At 43.6% G+C, this 25,638-nt stretch carries 21 protein-coding genes and 2 pseudogenes; 10 read left to right on the top strand and 13 right to left on the bottom strand.

Annotated features, from left to right (window positions below):
* Positions 1-27 precede the first annotated feature (27 nt).
* A complete protein-coding gene (alaS, locus tag BAE46_RS12500; RefSeq protein ID WP_070113049.1) occupies positions 28-2,640 on the bottom strand; it encodes an alanine--tRNA ligase in 2,613 nt (870 codons plus the stop codon).
* 274 nt (positions 2,641-2,914) lie between these two features.
* Positions 2,915-3,358 (bottom strand): regulatory protein RecX, encoded by a 444-nt coding sequence (locus tag BAE46_RS12495; protein ID WP_006004793.1) that lies wholly within the window; start codon positions 3,356-3,358, stop codon positions 2,915-2,917.
* Between the two features lie 44 nt (positions 3,359-3,402).
* On the opposite strand from BAE46_RS12495, the gene BAE46_RS12490 reads away from it, so the two are divergent.
* Complete coding sequence (locus BAE46_RS12490; RefSeq protein WP_006004791.1) at positions 3,403-4,638, top strand: GNAT family N-acetyltransferase; 1,236 nt, start codon at positions 3,403-3,405, stop codon at positions 4,636-4,638.
* Positions 4,639-4,874: 236 nt separating this feature from the next.
* Positions 4,875-6,959 (top strand): M13 family metallopeptidase, encoded by a 2,085-nt coding sequence (locus tag BAE46_RS12485; RefSeq protein ID WP_070113047.1) that lies wholly within the window; start codon positions 4,875-4,877, stop codon positions 6,957-6,959.
* Positions 6,960-7,005: 46 nt separating this feature from the next.
* Here the strand turns inward: BAE46_RS12485 and BAE46_RS12480 are convergent, their stop codons facing one another.
* Positions 7,006-7,593 (bottom strand): DUF938 domain-containing protein, encoded by a 588-nt coding sequence (locus BAE46_RS12480; protein ID WP_006004786.1) that lies wholly within the window; start codon positions 7,591-7,593, stop codon positions 7,006-7,008.
* A 117-nt stretch (positions 7,594-7,710) separates the two neighbouring features.
* Complete coding sequence (locus BAE46_RS12475; protein WP_006004784.1) at positions 7,711-8,628, bottom strand: homoserine O-succinyltransferase; 918 nt, start codon at positions 8,626-8,628, stop codon at positions 7,711-7,713.
* Between the two features lie 364 nt (positions 8,629-8,992).
* Here BAE46_RS12475 and smrA point away from each other — a divergent pair, with 364 nt between their 5' ends.
* Positions 8,993-9,580, top strand: coding sequence for a DNA endonuclease SmrA (gene smrA / locus BAE46_RS12470; protein WP_070113045.1), 588 nt, complete (start codon positions 8,993-8,995; stop codon positions 9,578-9,580).
* Positions 9,581-9,673: 93 nt separating this feature from the next.
* Here the strand turns inward: smrA and BAE46_RS12465 are convergent, their stop codons facing one another.
* Both BAE46_RS12465 and BAE46_RS12460 read right to left on the bottom strand, forming a co-directional pair.
* Positions 9,674-9,928: a hypothetical protein gene (locus BAE46_RS12465; protein WP_070113043.1), complete on the bottom strand. Its 255-nt coding sequence runs from the start codon at positions 9,926-9,928 to the stop codon at positions 9,674-9,676.
* A gap of 164 nt (positions 9,929-10,092) precedes the next feature.
* Positions 10,093-10,329 (bottom strand): HipA domain-containing protein, encoded by a 237-nt coding sequence (locus BAE46_RS12460; protein ID WP_141729348.1) that lies wholly within the window; start codon positions 10,327-10,329, stop codon positions 10,093-10,095.
* 16 nt (positions 10,330-10,345) lie between these two features.
* Between BAE46_RS12460 and BAE46_RS14855 the strand changes: the two genes are divergently transcribed.
* Positions 10,346-10,507: a hypothetical protein gene (locus BAE46_RS14855; protein WP_171901034.1), complete on the top strand. Its 162-nt coding sequence runs from the start codon at positions 10,346-10,348 to the stop codon at positions 10,505-10,507.
* A gap of 961 nt (positions 10,508-11,468) precedes the next feature.
* Here the strand turns inward: BAE46_RS14855 and BAE46_RS12455 are convergent.
* A complete protein-coding gene (locus BAE46_RS12455; protein WP_070113039.1) occupies positions 11,469-11,915 on the bottom strand; it encodes a hypothetical protein in 447 nt (148 codons plus the stop codon).
* A 436-nt stretch (positions 11,916-12,351) separates the two neighbouring features.
* On the opposite strand from BAE46_RS12455, the gene BAE46_RS12450 reads away from it, so the two are divergent.
* From BAE46_RS12450 to BAE46_RS14405, 3 genes are all read left to right on the top strand, one after another.
* The gene (locus BAE46_RS12450) at positions 12,352-12,747 is read left to right on the top strand and encodes a hypothetical protein (RefSeq protein ID WP_070113037.1); all 396 of its coding nucleotides are present in this window, start codon (positions 12,352-12,354) and stop codon (positions 12,745-12,747) included.
* Positions 12,744-13,328: a DDE-type integrase/transposase/recombinase gene (locus BAE46_RS12445; RefSeq protein ID WP_070113035.1), complete on the top strand. Its 585-nt coding sequence runs from the start codon at positions 12,744-12,746 to the stop codon at positions 13,326-13,328. The genes BAE46_RS12450 and BAE46_RS12445 overlap by 4 nt, the downstream gene beginning before the upstream one ends.
* A gap of 208 nt (positions 13,329-13,536) precedes the next feature.
* Complete coding sequence (locus BAE46_RS14405) at positions 13,537-15,066, top strand: hypothetical protein (protein ID WP_083256874.1); 1,530 nt, start codon at positions 13,537-13,539, stop codon at positions 15,064-15,066.
* Positions 15,067-15,272: 206 nt separating this feature from the next.
* Here the strand turns inward: BAE46_RS14405 and BAE46_RS14670 are convergent.
* Positions 15,273-15,651 (bottom strand): annotated as a pseudogene (locus BAE46_RS14670) (IS1595 family transposase); the annotation flags it as partial.
* Between the two features lie 54 nt (positions 15,652-15,705).
* Positions 15,706-15,987, bottom strand: a pseudogene (locus BAE46_RS15240) (Mu transposase domain-containing protein); the annotation flags it as partial.
* Positions 15,988-16,647: 660 nt separating this feature from the next.
* On the opposite strand from BAE46_RS15240, the gene tnpA reads away from it, so the two are divergent.
* A complete protein-coding gene (gene tnpA / locus BAE46_RS15235; RefSeq protein WP_425307108.1) occupies positions 16,648-17,058 on the top strand; it encodes an IS66 family insertion sequence element accessory protein TnpA in 411 nt (136 codons plus the stop codon).
* Here the strand turns inward: tnpA and purL are convergent.
* Positions 16,981-20,910 (bottom strand): phosphoribosylformylglycinamidine synthase, encoded by a 3,930-nt coding sequence (purL, locus tag BAE46_RS12425; protein ID WP_070113084.1) that lies wholly within the window; start codon positions 20,908-20,910, stop codon positions 16,981-16,983. The two genes, tnpA and purL, sit on opposite strands and share 78 nt — an antisense overlap.
* Before the next feature lie 440 nt (positions 20,911-21,350).
* Here purL and mltF point away from each other — a divergent pair, with 440 nt between their 5' ends.
* Both mltF and BAE46_RS14850 read left to right on the top strand, forming a co-directional pair.
* On the top strand, positions 21,351-22,853 hold the full coding sequence (gene mltF, locus BAE46_RS12420; protein WP_070113029.1) for a membrane-bound lytic murein transglycosylase MltF: 1,503 nt from the start codon (positions 21,351-21,353) through the stop codon (positions 22,851-22,853).
* Between the two features lie 365 nt (positions 22,854-23,218).
* Positions 23,219-23,368, top strand: coding sequence for a hypothetical protein (locus BAE46_RS14850; protein WP_006004771.1), 150 nt, complete (start codon positions 23,219-23,221; stop codon positions 23,366-23,368).
* 99 nt (positions 23,369-23,467) lie between these two features.
* On the opposite strand, the gene tadA is transcribed toward BAE46_RS14850, so the two are convergent.
* The 3 genes from tadA to tilS all read right to left on the bottom strand — a co-directional run.
* Positions 23,468-23,992 carry a tRNA adenosine(34) deaminase TadA gene (gene tadA / locus BAE46_RS12415; protein ID WP_070113027.1) on the bottom strand — a complete coding sequence of 175 codons (525 nt, stop codon included), beginning with the start codon at positions 23,990-23,992 and terminating at the stop codon, positions 23,468-23,470.
* Positions 23,985-24,257 carry a DUF480 domain-containing protein gene (locus BAE46_RS12410; protein WP_070113025.1) on the bottom strand — a complete coding sequence of 91 codons (273 nt, stop codon included), beginning with the start codon at positions 24,255-24,257 and terminating at the stop codon, positions 23,985-23,987. The genes tadA and BAE46_RS12410 overlap by 8 nt, the downstream gene beginning before the upstream one ends.
* Positions 24,258-24,268: 11 nt before the next feature.
* On the bottom strand, positions 24,269-25,638 hold a 1,370-nt coding region (gene tilS, locus BAE46_RS12405; protein WP_070113023.1), incomplete at its 5' end, for a tRNA lysidine(34) synthetase TilS.

Genomic DNA, 25,638 nt, shown 5'->3' with positions numbered 1-25,638 from the left:
CACAACGTTTTTATGTTTTTTCTAACATTAATTGTCTAAATTGTCACGTAACCAAGCCTCAACAGACGCTAATGCAGAGTCTAATGCCTCAACCTGCGTGCCTCCAGCTTGCGCCATATCGGGTCTACCACCACCCTTACCGCCAACTTGCTGCGCTAAGAAGCTTACTAGCTTACCTGCATGCACTTGCTTGGTTAAGTCCTTAGTTACGCCAGCAATTATGTTCACTTTACCATCGGCCTGTAGCCCTAACACAATGACACCCGATTTCATCTGCACTTTCAAATCGTCCATCATGCTTCGTAATGAAGTAGAGTCCGTATTCTCAAGTTTGTTCACTAATAAATTAATGCCCTTTACGCTCACGCTGCTTTTAACTAAGTCTTTAGATTTTTGTCCAGATAACTGTTGCTTTAACTGGTTTAATTCTTTGTCACTTTGCTTCAATTGCGCCAGGACTTGCTGCGTTTTTTTCACTAAACTTGCTTTGTCAGACTTCAGCAAGCCTGCAATAGTGAACAGACTGTCTGCATCGCTATGCAAATAATCCAAGGCAGCCTGCCCGGTAATGGCTTCTATACGGCGCACTCCTGAGGAAATACCGCCTTCTGACACAATTCTAAATAAGCCAATGTCGCCGGTGCGCCCAACGTGCGTGCCGCCACACAGCTCGGTAGAAAAATCACCCATTTGTACCACTCTTACTTCATCGTCGTACTTTTCTCCAAATAAGGCCATTGCGCCTGCCTGTTTTGCTTGCTCAAGCTCCATCAGTTTTGTACTTAGTGCATGGTTAGCCCTAATTTGCTGATTTACACTGTTCTCTATTGCCACTACCTTAGTGACGCTGATACCTTCAAAATGAGAGAAATCAAAGCGAAGTTTGTCAGCGTCTACCAATGAACCTTTTTGCGTAACGTGTTCCCCTAAAATATTGCGCAGCGCGGCATGTAATAAATGCGTCGCGCTGTGGTTAAGCTTTATTGCCTCGCGACGAGCATAGTCGACCGTAACCATAACCGTATCGCCCACTTTTAGCGTGCTGTCAACGCTGTCTTTAAGCGATACTTTATGCACAAAGGCGGTACCTACTTTTTGTGTATCAAGTATATTCACGCTAACATTGGCAAAACCAAGCGTACCCGTGTCGCCGGTTTGACCGCCAGACTCCGCATAAAAAGGCGTAGTATCAAGCACTACCAGCACATCACCTGATGCTGCCTCTTGTACAGACACTTGATCAACAAGTAGCGCGGTTACTGTGGCACTTGCGCTTAGCTCGCCATAACCCGTAAACATCGTTTCATGATCAAGTTTTATAATGTTATTGTAGTCGGCACTAAACTTGCTGGCCGACTGCGCTAAGGCCTTTTGTGCCTGCATAGACAGGTTAAAGCCCGCTTCATCTATCGTAAAATCTTGTTCGCGTGCTACATCATTGGTTAAATCGGCGGGGAAGCCGAAGGTATCATACAGTTTAAAGACTAACTCGCCCGGCACTACTTTGGTGGTGAGCTTAGCTAAGGAATCATTTAAAATACCCATGCCGCGCTCTAGCGTAGCTGAAAACTGCTCTTCTTCTGCTTTTAACACTTTTACAATCATAAGCTGCTGCTGGGCTAATTCAGGAAAGGCGTGGGCCATTTGGTTGACAAGTTCGTCTACTAGCTTGTAGAAAAATACATCTTTAGCGCCTAATTTATTGCCATGACGCACCGCGCGTCTAATAATTCGACGCAGCACGTAGCCGCGGCCTTCATTAGAGGGGATCACGCCGTCGCAAATTAAGAAGGAGCAAGAACGGATATGGTCAGCTATCACGCGCAGCGATTTGTCTTCTAAATCGCTAGTGCCTACTATGACGGCGGCAGCTTTTATAAGCGCCTGAAAAAGGTCGATTTCATAATTGCTGTGCACGTTTTGCATTATGGCCGATACGCGTTCAAGCCCCATGCCCGTGTCTATTGAAGGTTTAGGAAGCGCCAGCATATCGCCATTGGTTTGGCGATTGTACTGCATGAACACTAGGTTCCATATTTCAATAAAGCGATCACCGTCTTCATCGGGCGACCCCGGAGGACCGCCCCAAATGTGCTCGCCGTGATCATAAAATATTTCCGAACAGGGTCCGCATGGCCCCGTGTCACCCATGGACCAAAAGTTGTCCGAGGTAGCAATTCTTATGATGCGATCTTTGGGCACGCCAATTTGTTTTTCCCAAATATCGAAGGCTTCGTCATCGTCATGATATACGGTGACTAGCAGCTTTTCTTTGGCTAAGCCCAGCTCAATGGTTAAAAAATCCCACGCGTACTGAATAGCCTGTTGTTTGAAATAATCACCAAAGCTGAAGTTGCCCAACATTTCAAAAAATGTGTGATGGCGGGCAGTGTAGCCTACATTCTCTAAATCATTGTGTTTCCCGCCGGCACGCACACAGCGCTGAGACGAAGTTGCACGGGTATAATTACGTTGCTCGGTGCCTAAAAATACATCTTTAAACTGATTCATGCCGGCATTTGTAAACAACAAGGTAGGATCGTCAACAGGCACTAACGACGAGGTGGCGACCTCTTGATGTTGTTTGCTGGCAAAGAAATCGAGAAAGGCGCGGCGAATTTGGGCGGTAGAGCGTGTCATTTAAATTCCTATGTAATACCCGCTAGTGTTATGTAAAAATGCACTGTTAAGCTGGGTTTGAATACTGCAGGGCAAGGTTTGTCCATGCCACGTGTTTGTTATGTAATTGCAATGCGCAATCATGTAAAAGTCATATACAGCTATCATCAACACATAACGCTAATTAAGTGAGTTAGCTATTTATTTCAAATAATATCATTTTTACCCAATAAAATTAAGCCCGCAAAGAGGCTATAAAAGCATTTAGATTGATTTTACTCGCTAGCGATTTATATTAACCAGCAGCAGCCTTTATATGAGCCTGTTCAAAGCCACGATACTGTAAAAAGCACATTTGTTTTTGTTTATCAATAAAGTCTACGGGCGGTGCTTCACCAAAACGTTTTTCACGCACCACTTCAGCTAAATTATACCAGTCATATTCTTCACGATAAATATTATCGTTCACCTGAACGCCTTCAATATTATGCTGGCTAAGGGTTTGACGGATCACCTGCGGGCCCTTCCCTTTTAAAAAAGCGCTGCGCACGTAAGCTTCTACATAGCGCTGGTCACACTGAATGCGTCTATCAATAAAGAATTGGAGCTGCTTGTAGCACAGCTTTTCATCAAGGTCTCGTGCCACCAGCTTTTGAATTAATTCAAACTGGCTGTGTTCGCGTCTAGACAATAAACGTGTAATGGTGTGATTTATGATCTTTGCTTGGTCTTCACTCATATTGCTTACATATAAAATTTTTAATAGAGCCTGTTATTTTACGCATGAATTGGCAATGGACAAGCATTGATAGCATAAATGCACTCGCGCAACCAGAATTTGACGTTTTAACCCACAGCAGCCACCCAAGCTCGCCATTTTTAAAATTCGAATTTTTGCGAGCATTTGAAGAGACGCGCTGCGTGGGCGGCAACACAGGCTGGCTCACCCGCCACATAATAATTCGCGATGAAACACAAACGCTAATTGGCTTCTTACCGGCTTACATCAAAACTCATTCCTACGGAGAATATGTGTTTGATCATAGCTGGGCGCACGCATATCAGCAGCATAACCTAGCGTATTATCCAAAACTTATTGTTGCGGTGCCGTTTACGCCTGTTACTGGCCCGCGCATCCTGCTCGCACAAAATATTGCGCTTGAAAAAATGGCGCAGTACATTGAGCAAATAAGCGATGAGTTAATGCAATCTTTGCATGTTGCTTCTGTGCATATTTTATTTGCGCCTAAGCAAACGTCGAACGAATTACTCACCCGCGGTTTTCACCAGCGTCAGTCAGTTCAGTTTAATTGGCACAATAAGCAGTACGCGCACTTTGACGATTTTATGGCGGAGCTTACCGCAAGGCGTCGCCGCTCTATTCGAAAAGAGAGAACGGGCATCGCCAAACAGGGCGTGCAGGTGAATCGTATAGTGGGTGGCGCTATTACTGCACTTGATATGGCGTTTTTCTATCGCTGTTATCAGCAAACTTATTTAAAACGCAGTGGTCATAACGGATATTTAAGCTCGGCGTTTTTTGAAACCCTGCTGCAAGACATGCCGGAAAATTTACTCTTGGTAATCGCCGAACAGCGTTTACAACCCGCTCGCGATAGTCAACAGTTAGCCATTACAGAAACGGCAAATAGCAAGGACATTAAAAGCGCTACGCCTATTGCAGCCGCCTTGTTTCTATACGACGAAAATGGGCTGTATGGACGCTACTGGGGAGCCTTAACGGATGTATCTGGCCTGCACTTTGAAGCTTGTTACTATCAAGGCATTGAATTTTGCATTGAGCAAGACATTGCCATTTTCAATCCCGGAACCCAAGGTGAGCATAAGATTTTACGTGGCTTTGCGCCTACACTGTGTTATTCAAATCATAAAATGCAAGAAAAGGCATTTGACGACGCCATTGCCGATTTCTTGCAGCGAGAGACACCTCATATTATTGATTACGCAGAAAAGTCTGCGTCTTTATTGCCGTACAGACGACATGATGAAAGTGAATAAATTGTTACAAGCCGTGTCAAGCGCAATCATAGCGTTGGCTAGCGCTTTAATTAAAGGGAATAATTCAGTATAGTTGACAACCAATATATAAAAATATGGGCGCGACAAGTTCAGGCAGTGTCGTGTAACGGTTAAACTGCGCAGTATTAAAACAATTATAAATTCGCGGTTCTCAAGAATCACTATGCACAAACACTACTATTAATAATAACGAGTTAATCAATGCAAGGAAAATTATGAAAAAATCTTTTTTAGCAATCGCTATATGTGGCGCTTTTGCCATTAGCGCCTGTAGCGACAATAGTACTCTGCCCGCAGATGACGTCAAACCGGCCGTGACAGATACTGTCACCACGCCCGAATTAGGCCGCTTTGGTATAGACTTAAGCGCACGCAACCTTGACATAAAGCCGGGTGACGACTTTTTCATGCACACAAACGGCACATGGTATGATAACTATGTCATTCCGGCTGATAAGACAAGCTACGGTGCATTTGCCGTGCTAGCAGAGCGCAGCGAAGACCGTGTAAAAGCGATTATAGAAGATCTCGCCGCTAAGACAGATTTAAGTGATGAAGAAAAGCTTATCTCGGATTACTACAATTCATACATGGATATTGAAGCGATAAATGCGAAGGGAATTGAACCCTTACGTCCCATGCTTAAAGACATCGCGGCTATTGACAGTGTGCAAAAGCTTACCGAAACTTTCGGTAAATCGTGGCTTATAAATACCCAATCACCTATAGCTGCAGGATTGGGCTTTAATCGTAAAAATCCCGATGAATATCAAATGTCGGTGGGTGTAGGCGGTTTAGGCTTACCTGATCGTTCCTACTACTTGGAAGAAAACGAACGCTTTGCTGATATTTTAAGTGAGTATAAAAATAATATTGCCATTATGTTAGCGTTTACAAGCGACATGTCTGACGAAGACGCACAAGCTGCAGCAGGCAAAATTATTGCATTAGAAACTGACATTGCGCAGGCCCAATGGCCACGAGAAAAACGCCGTAACCGCGATTTAACCTTAAACCAAATTGCGCGCACAGATCTAGCCAGTGAATACCCAGACTTTGATTGGGATACGTATTTTAGTGCGCAGGGCTACACCGCCGAAAATTTAAACATGACTCAGCCCCAGCCTATTAACGACGTAATAGACATTATTAATAATACGCCGCTTGATATATGGAAACTATATTTGACCTACCATCTTGTATCAAGCAACGCCGACATGTTGTCAGATGACATTTATAACGCAAACTTTGCATTTTATGGCAAAGTCTTAAACGGCCAGCAAGAGCCTCGCCCTCGCTGGAAACGAGCTGTTGCTTCTATGGGCGATACCCAGTCACTAGGTTTTGCCATTGGTAAAGTGTTTGTAGAGCGTCACTTCCCGCAAAGCTCGAAGCAGCAAATGGGTGAGCTGGTGGCCAACCTACGCACTGCCTTAGAGGAGCGTATTACCAATCTTGATTGGATGGGCGAAGAAACTAAGAAAAATGCACAGCTTAAATTAGACACATTTGTGCCAAAAATTGGCTATCCAGATGAATGGCAGTCATTTGAAGGCCTCAGCATGAGTAGCACCGATCTTGTCGGCAATACTATTGCCATGCGTCAGTTTTTTAGAGAGCAAAGCATTCGCGACGAGCTAAAACCGACCAATCGACAAGACTGGTTCATGACCCCTCAGCGCGTCAATGCCTACTATAATTCGTCTTTTAACGAAATTGTGTTTCCAGCCGCTATACTGCAACCTCCGTTTTTTGATCCGAATGCAGACCCAGCAGTGAATTATGGCGCAATTGGTGCGGTTATTGGCCATGAAATTGGCCATGGTTTTGACGATCAAGGTTCAAAATCTGACGCCATGGGTGTACAGCGTAACTGGTGGACCGACGAAGACAGAGCCGCTTTTGAAGCAAAAACAGAAAAATTAATTGCTCAATACAGCGCATATGAAGCACTTGATGGTCAATTTGTGAACGGCGCCAACAGTCTAGGTGAAAACATAGGCGATGTAGGCGGTTTGGCCATGGCATATCACGCCTACAGGCTAAGCCTTGACGGTAAAGAAGCACCCATTATTGACGGCCTAAGCGGCGATCAACGTTTCTTTTTAGCGTGGGCACAAGTATGGCGTGTTAAGTTTACCGAAGAGGCTTTACTAAACAGACTTAAAGGCGGCACGCACGCGCCGGGTCGTTTTAGAGCATTAGCACCGCGCAATCACGATGCATGGTATGAAGCGTTTGACGTACAGCCAGGCGATGCTTTGTACTTAGCCCCAGAAGATCGCGTGCGCATTTGGTAGACGCTTTTTGTCGTTGTCAGCAACATATCTGCTGGCAGTGGCTGTATCAGCGTTTATGCCACACGAGCAACATGTTATTTGCAGGCATCGTTATTGGGGCTAACAGCTTTAATGAAGGTGCAAACTGCTGTAGTTCTTCAATTCCCCTATAGCCACCGCAGCCAATGTCTAATAAGTGCTGATGAAAGTCGAGGTTACTGTGACTGCTAAATTGGCCTTTGATTGTAAATGGGCCATACTGGCAAAACACACCTTTACTGGGTAACTTAGCGGCCACTTTTTGCATCATCGCTTTTACCTGATCGTTCTGCATAATATGGGCGGTGTTAGCCGTAAATATTGCATCAAATTCTACTAGAGGCAGGTCGTCATCTGGAAAGCTCAGCGCGACAGGCCTGTGCAAATTTTCACTGGGAGTGTCGTCTATCCATGCATTAATGGCGCTGTGGTAATCGCTTTGATCTGAACAATACCACTGAACATGAGAAAGATTTGCGGCAAAGTATACTGCGTGCTGACCAGTACCTGAGCCTATTTCTAAGACCTTGCTGGCGTTAGCAAAGTGCTTAAGTAGCTCCTTAAGAATGAAAGGTTTGTTATTTTCACATGCCTGACTAAAAGGTTTATCTTGCACTGCTTTTTTCCTTACGTGAAGCTTGAACCATGCATAATACTGGCTATGCTGCTTATGCTGCGAGCATTATGCTAAAAGATTATGCTAAAAGATCATGCCGCAATACATACACTAAGCTTAGGTCAACTGCGTTAAGTCATATGGCGTTGTTTGATACACGTAATAATTTAACCAATTAGTAAACAGTAAATTCCCATGAGACTTCCAGCGCACCATAATACCATGCTCAGGCACGTCGTTTTTGAAGTAATTAGAAGGCACTTGCGGCAACAAGCCTGATTGAGTGTCGCGCGCAAACTCTTGCTCAAGCGTAGCGGTATCATATTCAGGATGACCTGTTACAAATACCAGCCGTTTGTCGGTGGTGGCGGCGGCATAAACGCCAGCTTGCTCCGACTCAGCCAGTATTTCAAGGCCGCTAATACTAGCGTAGGTAGACCGATTAACTTGTGCTACCCTCGAATGCGGCGCCCAAAATTCAGGATCAAAGCCTCTCATTAGCTCATTTTGTTCGTCTTGTACTTTGTGATTAAACACGCCCGACAGCTTACCGTCAAGTAAGCTCTTTTGGGCGCCAAAATAATGGTACATAGCAGCATGTGCAGCCCAACATATATAAAAGGTTGACTGCACATTATGCTTTGCCCAATCCATTAGTTCGCACATTTGTGGCCAGTAGTGCACGTCTTCATAGTCTAGCGTGCCAAGCGGTGCACCGGTAACGATTAGACCATCGTATTTTTTGTTTTTTACTTGGCTAAACAAATGATAAAAAGCCTGCATATGGGAAGCGGGTGTGTTCTTAGGCGCCGTTTCGTCAAATCGAATCAAATCGATGTTAATTTGCAGCGGCGTATTAGACAGTAAACGCAGTATTTGTAGTTCAGTTTCTATTTTATTAGGCATTAAATTTAAGATGCCAATTTGCATAGGACGAATATTTTGGCTGGTCGCGCGGGCATCGTTCATTGCAAAAATATTCTCACTGAGTAATTCTTCCAGCGCGGGGAGTTCAGCAGGTATATTTATTGGCATAAAGTATAAACTCTTCTTTGGCTATCAAAAGCCCATGATCTTTTAAGCGTAAAGGTCACAGGCGCTAATAAAAGGTGAATAACACTATTGTGGCGATTACAGGATAAAAGTCAATCAGTTTACGTCTAGACGTCTAAACATAGCTTCAAAATAGCTACGGCCCAGATATTCTTGCCGCAACAATTGCGTTTCATTTTAAAGTGAACGCACTTTGTATTGTTCCGCTGTCTGTATTTGTTTATTTTATGTCTGTTTATTTGCATAGGAGTGTTCACTATTTTTCAAAGACAATGGTTAATTGAGTGATAGATTTTGTGATAAATAGCGTACTAATCCGCTTAAGGTGTTACTGAAGGAGAGCTTTATGAATCAACAAAACGACCATGACATCTCTTTTATGTCACAAATGGAAGATGTCGTCCCAATTGCCAAGGTGAATAAAGTTGCAGTGGCCAATAGCCACAGTGAAACCCTTAGCCAACGGCTAAAACGCGAGGCGCTCGAAAAGCAAATTGCCTTAGACGACAACGGTCTTAGTATAGACAGTGTTACGCCACTAGACCCATATGCTTTTTTATCGTACAAAAAAGATGGCGTGCAAGAAGGCGTTTTTAAAAACCTTCGCTTAGGCAAGTATCAAATAGATTCTCGTCTGTCATTACGGGGGGTTAAATTTGATGACGCACGGCTGTCGCTTTTCGATACTATTACCGACTGCCACGAGCGTGGAATACGCACCCTATTAGTTGATCACGGAATGGGGCTGCAGTCAAAACCCTTTGCCGGCTTTATGAAAAGCTATGTACATAGATGGCTTAGTGAGATAGAAGCGGTAATTGCCTATCATACCGCTTTGAAACAGCACGGAGGTTTAGCAAGTGTGTATGTTTTACTTAAAAAGCATCCTAATCAAAAGCAAATTAACCGCGAAGTACACCAAAAGCGCAGCTAAGCTTAATGTGGCTATTTTTGTCAAGGACGAACAGCCGTTAGAATATTATGTATAGGTAATAAATAAAAAAGCCGAGTAATTGCTCTACTTATTTTATTTAGGAAAGCGTTTTCTCGCTTGTTTTCTTAAGCCTGCATATATAGCCGCGGCTACACATTCAGGAAAGCCAGCCGAAATATTCCCTTTTACTTCAGCAATTGCGTATTCAACATTATCAACGAAGTACTCATAATGTTTTGCTGCTTTGTCTATGGGGTACATACAATACTCTGCTGTTGAGACAAAATGACGAGGTTGAATGCGGTTCAACTTATATTGGGTATTTTTTCCTTTTAAGGACATCGCCATTTTTAATTTTTTGAGCTTGTAAGCTTTTTTTTGACATAACAGGGTATCCTAACAGAATATCGTGCCGCAGCATCATTCTGTATCTGTTTCCAGGCTCCAAAAACACACTAAAATTCTTACCGTGACCATCAATTGCCGCTAGTAATCAAAAGAGGATTTGAGTTTTAAAAAGTATCTCTATCTTGAATATTTGAAGATGCAGACAACAATTGCAGGCAATCAGCGATACTGGGGCCGCCATCTGATTGATACTTTTTCGCAGAAGAGGTAACCTTTGCCTGACAAGAGCCTTCTTGAGGTAAACGCATATTCCACGAGCGAGCTGCTGTATATTTACGGTCTAAACGTTCAACACTGAGCGCCTTTTGCTTACCAAAATACAGCACCTCGGCATTAGCCAATGAGCGCCAAGCTTTATTGGAAGTAAAACGACTTATCAAATGCAAAAAGACGAAATACGCACACGATTTACGTGCGGTAGGAAAGCGCTGGGTAAGAGAAGAGCCTGATGGCGAGATCATATTCAGCTGTGAAGCCAGAGCCGACGTCGAGAAAATTAAGCTATCGGGTAAGCATTAGTCGCACAATTTATAAAATGGCTCATTGAGATCGAGCTAACGGTCTAAAATGACCGTTTACGAATAAGTTTACGCCGACAATAGGCGCTACTTCAAATACTGAACCTAATTCACATTTTAAATCCGCTTTTTCGATTCACTGAAGCATGCTTCTGGAAATACCCACACGCTCAGCAACTTCTTGAGCGCTTAATTTCATTTCTAATCGGCGGCACGGATAGCCTAGAGAAGAGCGTAATTGCTTATTCGGTATATCTACAATAGGAACGAGTTACAGATTTTGGCATGATAGCTCAAATAATTTGAGTTATATAAGCCTTCACCAATCTGATATTGAGTAATTACTGCCATGGAATGTTAGGTAGCGGCCTTTAAGCGAGGCTTACCCCGTAGTTGTGTTGACCGGTAACAGCTGATATAGAAAGCAGTAAGTATAGATCTTTATTATTATTTTTGTAATTAGCATTAGGCTTTTTAACACCACCCTTTAGGTACTCATTTCACGGAACATTCCGCTTCACCAGCTACTTATTTCAATCATTCGTAGGATATGCTAAATTTCTGCTCATGGCACGATAGGCCGTTTTATGGGTTTATGGGTAGGTAGCTAAACTAGTTGTATCAGCAAGTTCTTTCTTAGTAAAATGATAACACTAAAGTACACTTAAGCCTAAAGGTACATGAAAGTACACAAAACGTCATGTTAAAATATGCCTGCATTTTTACCACACATATACTTTCTGAACGTCATTCTAGTAACTAAGTACCCCCCTAGTTCTGATAAAGGCCAGAATGAAAGTAGGCTACCATGTAACAAACGAATGGGAACTAGCTAGGTTGTTGTTTCACCAGAGTACAGTTTTTGATGCTCGTTAACTCGCTAGATTTAGGACGCAATTACTCCTACCATTCACATCGAGCTTGACTTGAAAATCATTAAGAGAGCAGGTAGTTGTTCTCGATTAATTACAAAACACCATACCGAGAGCGCCTTTAAAACAGTATATTGATTTGTTGGAAGCCGCTTTTGCCTGTTTTTGTTGTGCTTGCATAGTTTGAACCTTTAGTGCAAACTCCGCATCTTGCTGATAATTAGGTACATTTGGTCTTCGTACTGTTTGCTCGACTCCATTTGGAAATTTGTTTAAATCCCACGAAGTAGAAAAACTTTCTCGTGCACCACTGACCCATCTAGCTTCACAGGCTCGAGAATAGAAGTAGCCTGACTTTCTGGCTTCTTTGTTTGGTGAATACGTTAGAGTTACTGGTGCGTAGCCCCAGTTTTTACCATTGCAATATATCGAGGCGCCAGCCATATCTGTTTTATAGGTTATTCTATAAGTATCCTCAAACATACTTGCACAGCCAGTTATAAAAATAGTCGCTATAATTAGAATTAGTACTCTCATATTTACTTCCTTTTAAATTCACTGAAAAGTAAAATATCAGAAATATTATGATGACGCTACAGGATTACACTTTAATTTAAGTTCAAGTTTTAATAAAAAATAAGCGGCTAATAAAAAACTCAGCTCGTAAATATAAGTTTTTGGTCCGCTACATAAGAAAAGTGCTCACATAGAATGGCTATACTAGGATTTACGAGATTTGACAGCAGGACGAGTGTACTTGTGAGAATCAAGTATTAGTCAATAAGTTACCTCAAATACACATCACATTAAAACTAGACTATAAGTATAGATAATATTCCAATTCACTAGGTTTAATGCATACAGCTATCGCGCTTCGCTTAATATGGCTGACGAACGAGCGCCTGAAATGGTATGGGAGCATCATAACACTTTAAGTTAATATGTAATTCAGGGTTTGATTTGAGTAAATGAAATGCCAAAAAACGCGACCGTTGTTACACAAGTACTGCCCAAACCCGAGTTAGAAAAACGCGGTAGACGTAGCTTTACTACAGAATATAAATTATCCATTATTCAACAGGCCGATGCATGTAAGTATGGCGATTTAGGTAAACTGCTGCGCCGTGAAAAACTGTATTCTACGCAAGTGGCTAACTGGCGACAAGAGTTTGCTGATAAAGGCGTTGAAGGTCTCAACAAGTCTCGACCCGGCCCAGCGCCTGTAAATAGCGCTGAACAAAAACGCATTACCCAACTAGAGAAAGAAAATGCGCGCTTGCGGTATCAGTTAGAAGTCAAAGACCAGTGCATTTCACTCCAAAAAAAAGCCATCTTATTGGTCGAGACCCTCGAGCAAGCGAGCGAATGAGCGTGTTGACACAGGCGCCATTGCCGTCTTTACTTTCGCAGCGTATGGCCTGTGATGTGTTAAATATCAACCGTGGAACGTTACGCGCTCACACGGCACGAGACAACTTCTGTGGGCCCGTATTGCCTCGACAACATCGCGTTAAGCGCAACACCCATCAGCAAGCCAATGCGCTGTCAATTGCTGAGCGAGAGCATGTAAGCGATATCCTCACCAGTGAGGCGTATTGTAATCAACCGCCAATGCAAGTGTATCATCAGCTGTTGCAAACAGGTCAGTACCTGTGCTCTGTCAGCACAATGCACAGGATATTGCGCGAGCAAGCTTTGCAAGGGGAGCGGCGCCACCAGCGTGCTCCTCAATCGCACGCGATACCGCGGCTAAGTGCGACAAGACCCAATGAAGTCTGGACATGGGATATCGCAAAATTAGCCACACAACAACGCGGTGAATACTTATCATTGTATGTGGTCATGGACTTATTTAGTCGCTACATTGTCGCGTGGATGTTATCACGCAAGGAAAATAGCGCGTTATCATCGCAACTCATGCAAGACGTAATGTGGTTGTCTTCACAATAATCGAGCAAGTCATAATTGATAAACTCACTGCCACAATCAGTATCTAAAACTTGAAATACAAACGGTATTAATTCAGCAGCTATTTTTAATCCGTCGATAACACTTTGCGCATCCTTCTTTAACAGCGGCATACACTCTTGTTTACACCTAGCGCATCTTTTATTCGAACAAAGCTTTGTTAAAGGAACATCAAATGGTGTGAGCTAGCATGCCTACAATCATTCTTTCTGGAGAGGGTAGAAAAATCAAATATTTCAGATTATCAAATATATTAACCCTGATTTTAATAATTTATTTTTCTTCAGGAATAGCTGCATCACCTCAATCAAACTTTGATTTATTTGTTGCAGTTGATAATGATTTAATAGTGCTGTTATATGATAAAAACGATGGATCAAATGACCCAAACATTGTTGTAAATTACTTCGATTCAGTTACCCACGTTAAGAAACTGTTTGCCAACCCTCCCTCAGTATTCTCAATAAACGATTTTTTTGGGGATGGTACTAATATGTCATCTTGGCATTCCCCCCTAAATTCTATCGAAGACTTCAAAGTTGACTTTGTAAAGAGAGACCATTATCACTCTTTAGCCATCTGGTCTGAACCTGCGCAATCAGCGATCCACAACGCAATGACAGAAGGGAAACCATTCAACATTTTTATGGCAAACTCTTACTGGTCAGTTGTTGCTTTCCCAAACCAGATTAAGAATCTGGATGCATTAAAAAAGTTATCAACTGATAATCCAGAAATCTTTTGTAAAGTGTTAAAGTGGTTGTCTCAGATTGAAGTAAATGTTAATCACAAATTAAATGGCATGAATCAAAATACTATTTCTGAAACGCTCAGGATCGAGGGAACTGAATGTAATGATAGACTTATGCTCAGCAGCTCCAGTGCTGAGTCAACGGTAGTTCATCCACAGCTTTCTAAAAAATCTCAATCTGGTCCACCTATTGATCGTAAGGCGGAAGCTTGGGTCAAAGATAACCCATGGTTCAATTCTGAAAAAGAAATGACAGATTTTGCACTAAAAACTCATGAAAAACTTATTTTTGATGGTTCAGACCCAACTAGCGATGAATATTACAGAAAAATAGATGAGAGGGTTAAATCGGAATTCCCAGAATATTTTACAAATCCTAACTCTAAACTTGATAAACTATTAGCCGCTAATAAAAAGTTGCAAAAAGAAATTGCTAAACTCAAAAATACGACACAGGACAAAGTATCAGGAGGCTTATCAACCGGTGCAACGAGTGACACCTGTTATTCATCTACAATTCAAACTCCAACTCCGTTTATGGGTAATAGCGGTGAACTTTTTAAGCTTTCAGACGGGACTATAGGGGAGGTCGGCGCTGAGTATGAGTATCTTTATGAATACTACCCTTCAGTCACAGTGTGCCCAAACCGGTCAATTCTGATACTTAATGGGAAGTCGCTCAGTATAAGTATAATATCCACAACGCCGCCTTCCCAAAGAGCAGTGCAGCGCCCAGGCCCGGATGGCACGGCAAGTCTAATCGAAAGCAAGATTGACAATGAGTTTGAGGGCTATAAATATGGGAACATTTATAAACTTAGGAGCGGGCAAATCTGGGAGCAAACTAGCTCGAGATACAGGTACAGATACAAGTACGCACCAGATGTAATAATATTCAGAAAAAATGGCATATATCAGATGCAGGTTGAGAGTATGGTTGACTCTGTAACCGTGCAGAGGATTAAATAGTAGCATGCCGAACGACGTAGTGTTTATTTGGCATGCTGTTCATGCCAAATAAACTCGTGTTGAACGGTTTGCATATACTCGGAGAAATCTGTGTCAAAAGTCAGGCCTGAAACTTATAAAGCTATTTCAGAAAACAGCATGGACAATGTTATTTTTTCTGAGCCTTTCAGTGATGGTGTCACGATTTACGATACTAAAAAGGATGGCTATGTTTGTATTAACTGTTGCTGAATACTAAACATATTGTTTTTATTCATGTTTTCATCTTTGTCTAAACCACCCTAAATAATGGTCTAGGTATTTCGTTGCCACTCCATGAAAACGGTTTATCCATCCTTTCAAGCGGCTATGGTACGCATTCACATTTTGAATGTGAAATACTCGCTCTATTGTCTTTACGCCAGCGGGTACAGCCAGTCGCTTATGAATAACATCTTGTTGGCGAGCAAAGCCAATATACGCTCTAAAACCATCCGTACATAGCACACTGTCTTTCACTAACCTGCCATTCAATTCTTGGTGCAAAGTTGCCGTTGTGACGTTGGGCAATATCGCTTCATAGGTATTTTTGGCTAACGAATGAACAATATGCCGATAATCAACCGAACGACTGCGCAGCGACTTTGGCGCATACACGCGTTTAAGACTCAAGGTGAGCTGGTGTCCGTGAAAGACATCTAATTTATCATCATGAATATGCACCAGTAGTTGCGTCCCAATTAACCGAGAGGGCACAGTGTAGGTCACCCGTTTTACGTTGATTGTGCTACTTGACGTGACTTTGACATACAGTTCGCTGTAATCATGTGTTTTGCGTTTGGGTAATTCGCCTAGTGCTTCACGCTCTTGTGCAAAGCGGGATTTGGCTTGCCGATTAATTTTGGCGACAATACTTTCGATAAAGCTCTGGTAATCATCCATAGTATCGAAATTACGGCTGCCACGAAGCCGTAATTGTTGGTCAATCTTGTTTTTCAAATGACCATTAGGCGATTCAATGCCACCATTTTCATGGGCCACACCTCGATTATTTCGGGAAGCTTGTACCTGATAGAACTTGCATAGTTTTTGATAACGTTCGGTGTACACCTGTTGTTCGTAGTGATTGTTAAACGCTGCGCTTAAACTGTTTGTACGAATTTCTTTTAGTACACCGCCGCGGCGCCAAAATGCACTTTGTAAACCGCTAGACAATGACGCGAAACTCTCACCTCCGAGTACCACTTGGGCATAGGTCCAACTACTGTAAATTAAACGATAGTGAAACAGTTTGTGGGTAAATAACTGGTTGGCAATGGTTATTTCTAGCGCATTCATCCACGTATAATCACACAAGGCCATCGCCCCAGGCTCGTGCGTTTGCCGGAAGATAACTTCTTTATCTGGCCCTTCGGTCGCCAACCACTTATTGACGCGACGTTGAAGCGTTCTTAACTTTGATTGGTCATATATTCCCGGAAATAATTCGTCGAGTTTGTCCAATAAAGTAATCGGTTGGATGTAAACGCCAATTAAACCCACGTCCTTATTTTCTTAATTATAATGGGCATAATTTTTCGGCATAACCCACGAGGAAAATAGCTGAAAACTAAACAAACTCAATCATACTGGCAGCATATTAGCCAGTGGCAAAAGTCTACCTTGAGCCAGACGAAATATTGCAAACAACACGGCTTGAAAACAAACCGCTTCAGTTACCACAAGCTCAAGACTAAGCCCGAAACAACCGGTAGCAGTGGCTTTATTAAAATACCGGTTGCGCAAGTAGCCCGCAAAGAAAGGCAAGTACCTTTGACGCTTCACTTTACCAGTGGCCTTTCGCTGTCAGGTATTGAGGCTAATAATGTTACCGGGGGCTATTACTATTGGTCCCTTTTGCCACCTTATGCCCCCGGTGACCTTGCGCCACCGCTGCTAATCTATAAACACCCGCGCATTTCTAAACATGCGCATCCACGGGCTGTCTTCACCCCAGCTTGGATCACGCCATGAGTTGTTTACCGCTCTAAATACCCGCTCAGGGTGCGGCATCATAATAGTTGCGCGCCCATCGCTGGAGCTTAGTCCCGTTATGCCGTTAACAGAACCATTTGGATTAGCAGGATACTGCTGGGTTACCTTAGCGTAGTTGTCTACAAATCGCATAGCAACCAAGTTTTGCTGCTCTAATGAAGCAAGCTGCTTAGAAGATGCAAACAGCGCATGGCCTTCACCGTGAGAAACCGCAATAGGCATGCGAGAACCGTGCATACCGTTTAAGAAAATTGACGGGCTATCTTGAATTTCAACCATCGCGACGCGTGCTTCAAAACGCGCTGACTCATTTTGCACAAAATGCGGCCAATGCTCAGCGCCTGGAATAAGCGTCTTTAAATTAGACAGCATTTGACAGCCGTTACATACACCCAAGCTAAACGTGTCCGTATTGGCGAAATACTCGGCAAAGATATCGCGTAAATACGTGTTGTATAAAATAGACTTGGCCCAGCCTTCGCCCGCGCCGAGCACGTCACCGAAGGAGAACCCGCCGCAGGCGACTAAACCTTTAAAATCGTTGAGCTGCTTGCGTTTCGTGACTAGGTCGCTCATATGTACGTCAATCGCGTCGAAACCTGCGCGATTAAACGCTGCTGCCATTTCTACATGAGAATTAACGCCTTGCTCGCGTAATATGGCTATTTTGGGTTTGCGACCTTTATTAATGTAGGGCGATGACACATCTTGGTTAAGATCATAACTTAAACGCGCGTGTAGCCCTGGGTTTTTATTGTCTCCCCTAAGGGCATGCTCTTGCTCAGCGCTTTGTGGATTGTCTCGCAGCGACTGCATTGCCAAGGTGGTACTAGCCCACGCTAGGCGATAATGTGTGCGAGTGTTTTCAAGCACCACTTCATTGTTATGGCTTATACGCACCTTATCATGGGTATTTACATGCCCAATTTCATGCACGCAATCGCTCAATGAAAACGCTTCAATGATGCTTTTGACCGCCGCTAAGTCAACATCAGCAACTTGTATAACGGCGCCTAATTCTTCATTGAAGAGAATTTTTGCTAGGTTACTGCTTGGAATGTCAGCGTTAGCTAAGCTAATTTGAGTAAGGTCTATATCGATTCCTGCGTTACCGGCAAAAGCCATTTCTACAACGGTGGTAAATAAGCCACCGTCGGAGCGATCGTGATAGGCTTGAATAAGTTCCTTTTCACCTAGCTTTTGGATTAAATTATAAAAATTGAGCAAATCGTTGGCGCAGTCTACATCGGGGACTTCATGTCCTAGCGCATTATATACTTGGGCTAGACAAGAGCCGCCCATGCGCGCCTTGCCTCTGCCTAAATCAATTAGGAGCAGACTTGACTCAATATTGACAGTAAGCTCAGGCGTTAATGTTTTACGCACATCTTTAACAGCGCCAAAGGCGGTAATCACGAGCGACAGCGGCGAGGTAACTGATTTTTCTTGCGGTCCACTTTCACTCTCTTGTGACCACGCCGTACGCATAGACATAGAGTCCTTTCCAACCGGAATAGCCAATCCTAATGCTGGGCATAATTCTTCGCCCACGGCTTTAACGGCGGCGTATAGTCCTGCGTCTTCACCCGGATGGTTAGCCGATGCCATCCAGTTTGCTGAAAGCTTAATGCGTTTTATATCGCCTATATTAGCCGCGGCAATGTTAGTTAGCGACTCTGCCACCGCTAAACGAGCAGCCGCCGCATGGTTTAATAATGCAACGGGTGTTCGCTCGCCAATCGCCATGGCTTCGCCGTAGTAAGAATCAAACGATGCGCTTGTTACACCAACGTCGGCCACCGGCACCTGCCACGGGCCTACCATTTGGTCGCGACAGACCATGCCCGTTACACTTCTATCGCCAATCGTGATTAAAAATGTTTTATCGGCTATTGTCGGCAATGCCAACAGACGCTGCGCAGCGTCGTTTAGGTCTATGTGTTGGGCGTCGAAATCGTCGCCTTTTGCGGTGGTGCTTACTACGTCTCGATGCATTTTTGGCGGTTTGCCTAGTAGTACATCAAGGGGCATATCAATGGGTTTATTGCCAAACTTTTTATCGCTTAGGGTAAGGTGCTGTTCAAGCGTGGCATGCCCAACAACCTTAAAAGGAGTACGCTCGCGTTCGCATATTTCAATGAACAAAGGCATGTTTTCTGGCGCTACCGACATTACATAGCGCTCTTGAGACTCGTTACACCAAATTTCTAAAGGCGACATACCCGACTCATCACAGGGCACTTCTCGTAATTCAAATACGCCACCGCGGCCGGCATCGTTAACCAGCTCAGGAAAGGCATTTGACAAGCCCCCGGCGCCGACATCGTGAATAAACTGAATGGGATTACTGTCGCCTAGCTGCCAGCATCTATCAATCACTTCTTGACAGCGGCGCTCCATTTCTGGGTTTTCACGCTGCACTGAAGCAAAATCTAAGTCTTCATTACTTTGCCCTGACGCAACAGACGATGCCGCACTGCCGCCTAAACCAATATTCATGGCGGGGCCACCTAAAGCAATGAGCTTAGCGCCTTTGGTAATTTCACCTTTTTCAATGTGGCTGCGTTTTATATTGCCTACACCACCTGCTAACATAATGGGTTTGTGGTAACCGCGTACTTCAAGTCCATTAAAACTATTCACGCTTTGCTCATAAGTACGAAAATAACCAAGAATGTTAGGTCGTCCAAATTCGTTATTAAAGGCCGCTGCGCCAAGCGGGCCTTGGGTCATTATTTCCAAAGCGTCAACAATACGGCTAGGCTTGCCGTAAGGCTGCTCCCAAGGCTGCGCATGATTGGGTATATGTAAATTAGATACACTAAAGCCTACCAGCCCAGCTTTAGGTTTTGAGCCCCGGCCGGTTGCGCCTTCGTCTCTTATTTCGCCACCTGAACCGGTCGCTGCCCCTGCAAACGGGGAAATAGCAGTAGGATGATTATGCGTTTCTACCTTCATTAATATATCAATAGCTTCATGGTTGTAGCTATATTGATGGGTAATAGGGTCTGCATAAAAGCGCCCTGCGCTATAGCCATCCATTACCGCGGCATTGTCCTTATAGGCCGAGGACACAAATTCAGGGGTCACAGCAAAGGTATTTTTAATCATTTTAAACAACGATTTAGGCTGTACTGCGCCGTCTATGGTCCAGTCGGCGTTAAATATTTTATGTCGGCAGTGTTCAGAGTTGGCTTGCGCAAACATATATAGTTCAACGTCATGCGGATTTCGCCCAAGGCCTTCAAAGCTGCTGTGTAAGTAATCTATTTCGTCTTCAGCTAAGGCTAAGCCAAGTATGTTGTTGGCGTCTTCTAAGGCTTTTCTGCCAAGCCCTAGCACATCGATAGGGCTTAATGGCTTGGGTTGGCTTTGCGTGAATAAACAAAGCGCGTCATGCTGCTTTGCTAATACCATTTGGGTCATCCGATCGTGAATAGCATTTTCAATAAGAACTAAGTGCTGGCTTAAATTTTCACCCCAAAACTTATATTCAATTCCGCGCTCAATACGCTTTATTGCGTCAAGCCCGCAGTTGTTTGCAATATTAGTGGCTTTACTCGACCAGGGCGAAATAGTACCCATGCGCGGTGCAACTACCAACACTAAGTCTTCGTTTCCGGCGCGCGCTGCAGACATTGCCGATGGCCCGTAGGTTAACAAGCTTGTTAACGTTTGCTGCTCAATGCTAGTAAGGTCTTGCTTAGTGTCCACAAAATGGACAAAGTGAGCGCATACGTCAGTTACGCTTACGCCCTGTTTAATTAGCTGATCTAAGAGCTTTTGCTTGTTAAAATCAGACAGCATTGAAGAGCCAAACAAATTGAGCATAGTTTTAATCCACCGGGTAATAAAAGACATAAGTATGGTGCATATATTGCAGCCCAATATTGAAACACCGCTTAACATGATACAACAAGGGCCCAAGCCAGCGCTTGCATTACACACACAAAATATATTTGAATTATAGAGGAAACTAATTGATTTAGTAAGGCTTTTGCTTACCCGATTCTACGATTGGCGCGCTTTTTTGTTACCTTTATGTGGATGAGCTCGCTGCTGGCATAACCTCGCACTACTAACAGGGTTTTCTCGACAAATTCAAGAAATGATATAGAGTTTCGTGATTGCCTATATTATAAGTGATGAAAAGTATAATCGCGCAAAGTCTTCTTTGCTGGCACAAGAAATCGAAAACCTGCATAATTACAGCAATAGATTCACACGACTGTGCATTTAACGGTCAAATTAATAAGGCTATTAAGCAATAAATGAAGAGCCGCAAAGTGCTACATCAACAGTGCACAAAGTCACAGCTGCAACACTATTGGGTCGCCGCAAGATTCATGCATGCTATGAAGCTTCTGCCATTGCTGGTCGTTCTCGTGCTTATAGCAAGCTGCCAGCCTTATACGAACACCACTGAACTTGCGCGTATCACTAACGAAGGTGTGTTAAAGGTTGGCTCTATTTATGGACGCACTACCTATTTCAACGGACCCGTTACTCAAGAAGGCTTCGAATTTGAGCTTGCTGAAGGTTTCGCCGACTTTCTTGGCGTTAAACTAGAAGTTTATCCTTATTACTCGTATGCCGAACTTATTGAGCAGCTAGATGCAAAGCGCGTCGATTTGCTTGCCGCAAACATCACTATGACAAGCGCCCGAAAGCAGGCGTATAAGTTCGGACCCGCGTATCAAACATTAAACTTTGAATTAGTCTATCAAAAAGGTAAAGACAGACCACGCAGCTTAAAGGATTTACAAGGGGATCTCACCATTATCGCCAACGACTTGTATCGCGAACCCATGCAAGACAAAGCTGGTGAAATGTATAATTTTAGTTGGCAAGAAACCGCCGAGAAAGACATTGAAGAACTATTAGAAATGGTCGCAAACGGTGAACTTGACTATACTATTTCAGACTCTAATGTTTTAGCGGTTGCTAGGCGTCGCTATCCCAATTTAGGCATAGGCTTTTCAATTACTGACACTTTAAAATTGGGCTGGATGCTAAACAAAAGCACCGACGACTCGGTCAGAGCCGCTTTACTTGAATATTTTGGTTATATGCAATCAAGCGGCAAGTTAGCTGTGCTTGAAGACAAGTATTATGGTCATGTGCGCACCTTTGACTTTGTTGATACACGCGCCTTCATGCGCGCAGTTAACAATAAACTGCCAAAATACAGAGAAATGTTTGAAGTGCATGCCGGCGATATTGACTGGCGCTTAATTGCAGCCATGGCCTATCAGGAAAGCCATTGGGAACCTGACGCCGTATCGCCAACCGGGGTTCGCGGTATAATGATGCTCACCCGAGCAACCGCATCAGACCTAGGAGTTGATGAACGAACCGACGCCGAACAGAGCATTAGCGGCGGTGCACGCTACTATGCCAGCCTTTTGAGCCGCGTTCCCGCCAGAATTCAAATGCCTGACAGGCAGTGGATGGCTATGGCGGCATATAATATCGGGCTTGGCCACCTAGAAGATGCCAGACGCATAACCCAGAGCAAGGGGTATAACCCAGACTTGTGGATAGACGTTAAAAAACATTTGCCACTGCTGCGCCAAAAGAAATATTACAAAACAACACGCTTTGGATACGCTCGCGGTAACGAAGCGGTAAATTATGTTGAGAATATTCGTCGCTACTATGATAGTCTAATGTGGTTAGAGCAAAACATAGATGAACCATTTGATCTTGACAATGTTGACAGCAACGATATTGACACTATCTTCGTACAAGGTAACGACGAGCAAGTTGAATAATCACATTTTAATAGCAACACCGACAGCACGTTTGACAATCCTAGCGACACAGAAGCCACAGTCTTAAACAAAATAAAACAAGACCACGCCACGCCAGCACCCTCATCCGAATAAAATAGTTAAGTCGATAGCATTATACTCTTGCGAAAAATGAGCAAAACACGTATTTCGTGTGATCATATTTACGCGAGGATTGGTATTAATATCAACATCATGCTATTGAATTCTGTCAAAAAAGATACACAAAACTGTCATGAAAATGGTGCGTTGACTGCCTAACATTGAATACGAAAAGATTAATACCGTAAAATCGGAAAACACAAAAAGCAAACGACATAAGATTTGCTTCAAGGAGTAGCACTGAAATGAGAAAAACCACTAATATGAGTCGTACAAGACGACTACGCAGCAACAACCAACGTAGAGTATTGCTTAAGAAATTGCACCAAAAAGTGCTGTTAAGACGTAAGCAGTTTGACGCAACTGAATTGAACCAAGAATTTCAAAAAGCCTAATCGTGGCAACACATCCAGCGCGGCGTGACTAGATTTCACAACAGTCTAGCAAGCGCCTCGCTTACACAACACCTTACTATAAAGCTATACCCAAGATTTTCACTCACTTTTATTTTGCCATTCACGTAGGACTTTGTGCGCTTTTATTTGTGCGCGCCTATCACTGAAAAATTTCGATAAATGCGCACTGCACTCCTCCCCTAACACGCCTGAAACCACCTCTAACTTATGATTTAAAGTATCATGCTGCACAATGTTCATGACCGAGCCTGCTGCGCCTGTTTTTAGATCGTGAGCGCCATACACCAGTTGCTTTATGCGGCTGTGTACCAGTAAGCCAGCGCACATGCTGCACGGCTCTAAGGTTACATAAATAGACGCACCAGGCAGTCTATAATTGCCAGTGTTGGCCGCGGCGTTTCTGATGGCGACCATTTCGGCGTGCAGTGAAGGATCGTTATCGGTAATTGAGCGGTTGTAGCCGGTGCCAATAACGCGACCGTCTAAGACTACCACTGCGCCTACCGGAATTTCACCAATTTGCTGTGCTAATGCAGCCTGCTGTATAGCCTGTTGCATAAAGTATTCGTGCTGCTTTTGTGTCAGATCTACTGTGCTATTCATTGCTTCTATTTTTTAGTTTATGTAGTTTATGTAGTTTAATCACTTTATTTTGTCTACCGCTGCTACTCATACTATCGCGCAGTTCATATAACACACTTTGCACTTCACTTTCACGCAAGTGCATTATGGGGTCGCGACTGCTTTTTTGCTTACAGCCAAACGTTAGTGCGTTAAGCGAAAGTGGGTATTGATCAGGCATGGTGATTTCTTTTTCAATCAGTACGCCAATCACACGACCTTGAAGCGGGGTTAACTCAACTAACATAGTAGGTCCTGTTATATTGATTTTTTAAGCAAAGCTACCACGACTTCGTTTTGAATGTTGCTACAGCTGATTTTTAGCTGCGGCAAAGCTACCGCGATAGCTTCATCGGCCAAGGCAAAAACCGGCGTTTGGCGTCGTTGCAAAGGCGATATTTGCCACTCTTGGTACATCGCCTTTAGTTTTTTTACAGGTCGTTTCTGACTGCTTTTAAAGCGTAAATTACTGCCGCCAAAAACGCAGGTAAGGCCTTCTTTTGGTAAACTAAATATATGTGTAGCGTCTGGCAAGAGCATTTTTGATGTGTCTTCTTTAGGATCGTTGGTAAGCAGGCGTAACACTAAATATGGGCTAAGGCGTATTTCATTACCCTTGTGCCACTGAATGTCAACTGGGGGATTGCTGTCGGTTTTTATCGTCATGGCCATATCAATAACATGCAGTTTGCCTTGAAAGCGCTCTATCGCCTTACCTTTCACTTCAATATACGGTGAGGTGTTTTGTGAGGGCTTGCTAAAACTTAGCACGCTATTGAGCTGCACACTCGACATGTTAAGCCCATATATACTTAATAACCAATGCCTGATAAAGCTTTTTTGGGTATGCTCAGACAGAAGAGTAAAGCGCGCTATACTCAGTGCACTCTGCTCGTCTATTATGTCTTTTTCAAGCACTTGCATGTATTCAGTAATAAGCAGTTGCGCTTGTGCACAATTGTCAGCGCTTCGTGCGATGGTTTTATTAATGCTAGGCCAGCGGTGTGTGAGTTTTGGTATAATTTGATTGCGCAGAAAATTACGATCATAACGGTTATCTGCGTTAGATTCATCTTCAATCCAAAGAAGACTATGCTGCTTGGCATAGCGCAGTAGTTGGGCGCGCGAAAGCTTTAAAAACGGTCGCAGGTAAATTGTGCCGCTAGCGTGGGTCATGTACATAGGCATTGCACTGAGCCCTTGCACGCCAGCTCCGCGCTTTAACTGTAGTAAAAATGTTTCTGCTTGATCGTCTTCATGCTGGGCAAGCAGCACCACCTTAGATGTTTGCGCATAATTATTAAGCGCACTATAACGAGCATCGCGGGCTTGTGCTTCTAAGCTTTTTTGGGCCAATTTTTTGAGCGAAACCGCGCAGGAAAAAAAAGGGATTTGGCGTTGTTCACATTCATGTTGACAGTGGCTTTGCCAGCGCATCGCGTTAGCGCTAAGGCCATGATTTACGTGAAAGGCCGTAAGCCTTATACCTTGTTTTTTGCATACCTGGTTTGCAACATCCAGTAGCACGGTTGAATCTAAACCTCCACTGTAGGCGAGGCATAGCTCAAATAAGGGTTCTTCGTCGGGCCCGGTATCATCAAAGGTAAAAACGCCTTGGCAGTGGTCTG

Origin of the sequence: Glaciecola punicea (assembly GCF_001756615.1) — a bacterium.
Classification (GTDB): domain Bacteria; phylum Pseudomonadota; class Gammaproteobacteria; order Enterobacterales; family Alteromonadaceae; genus Glaciecola; species Glaciecola punicea.
The sequence above is the reverse complement of the archived record's forward strand: the minus strand, read 5'-3'. Positions and strand labels throughout refer to the sequence as shown.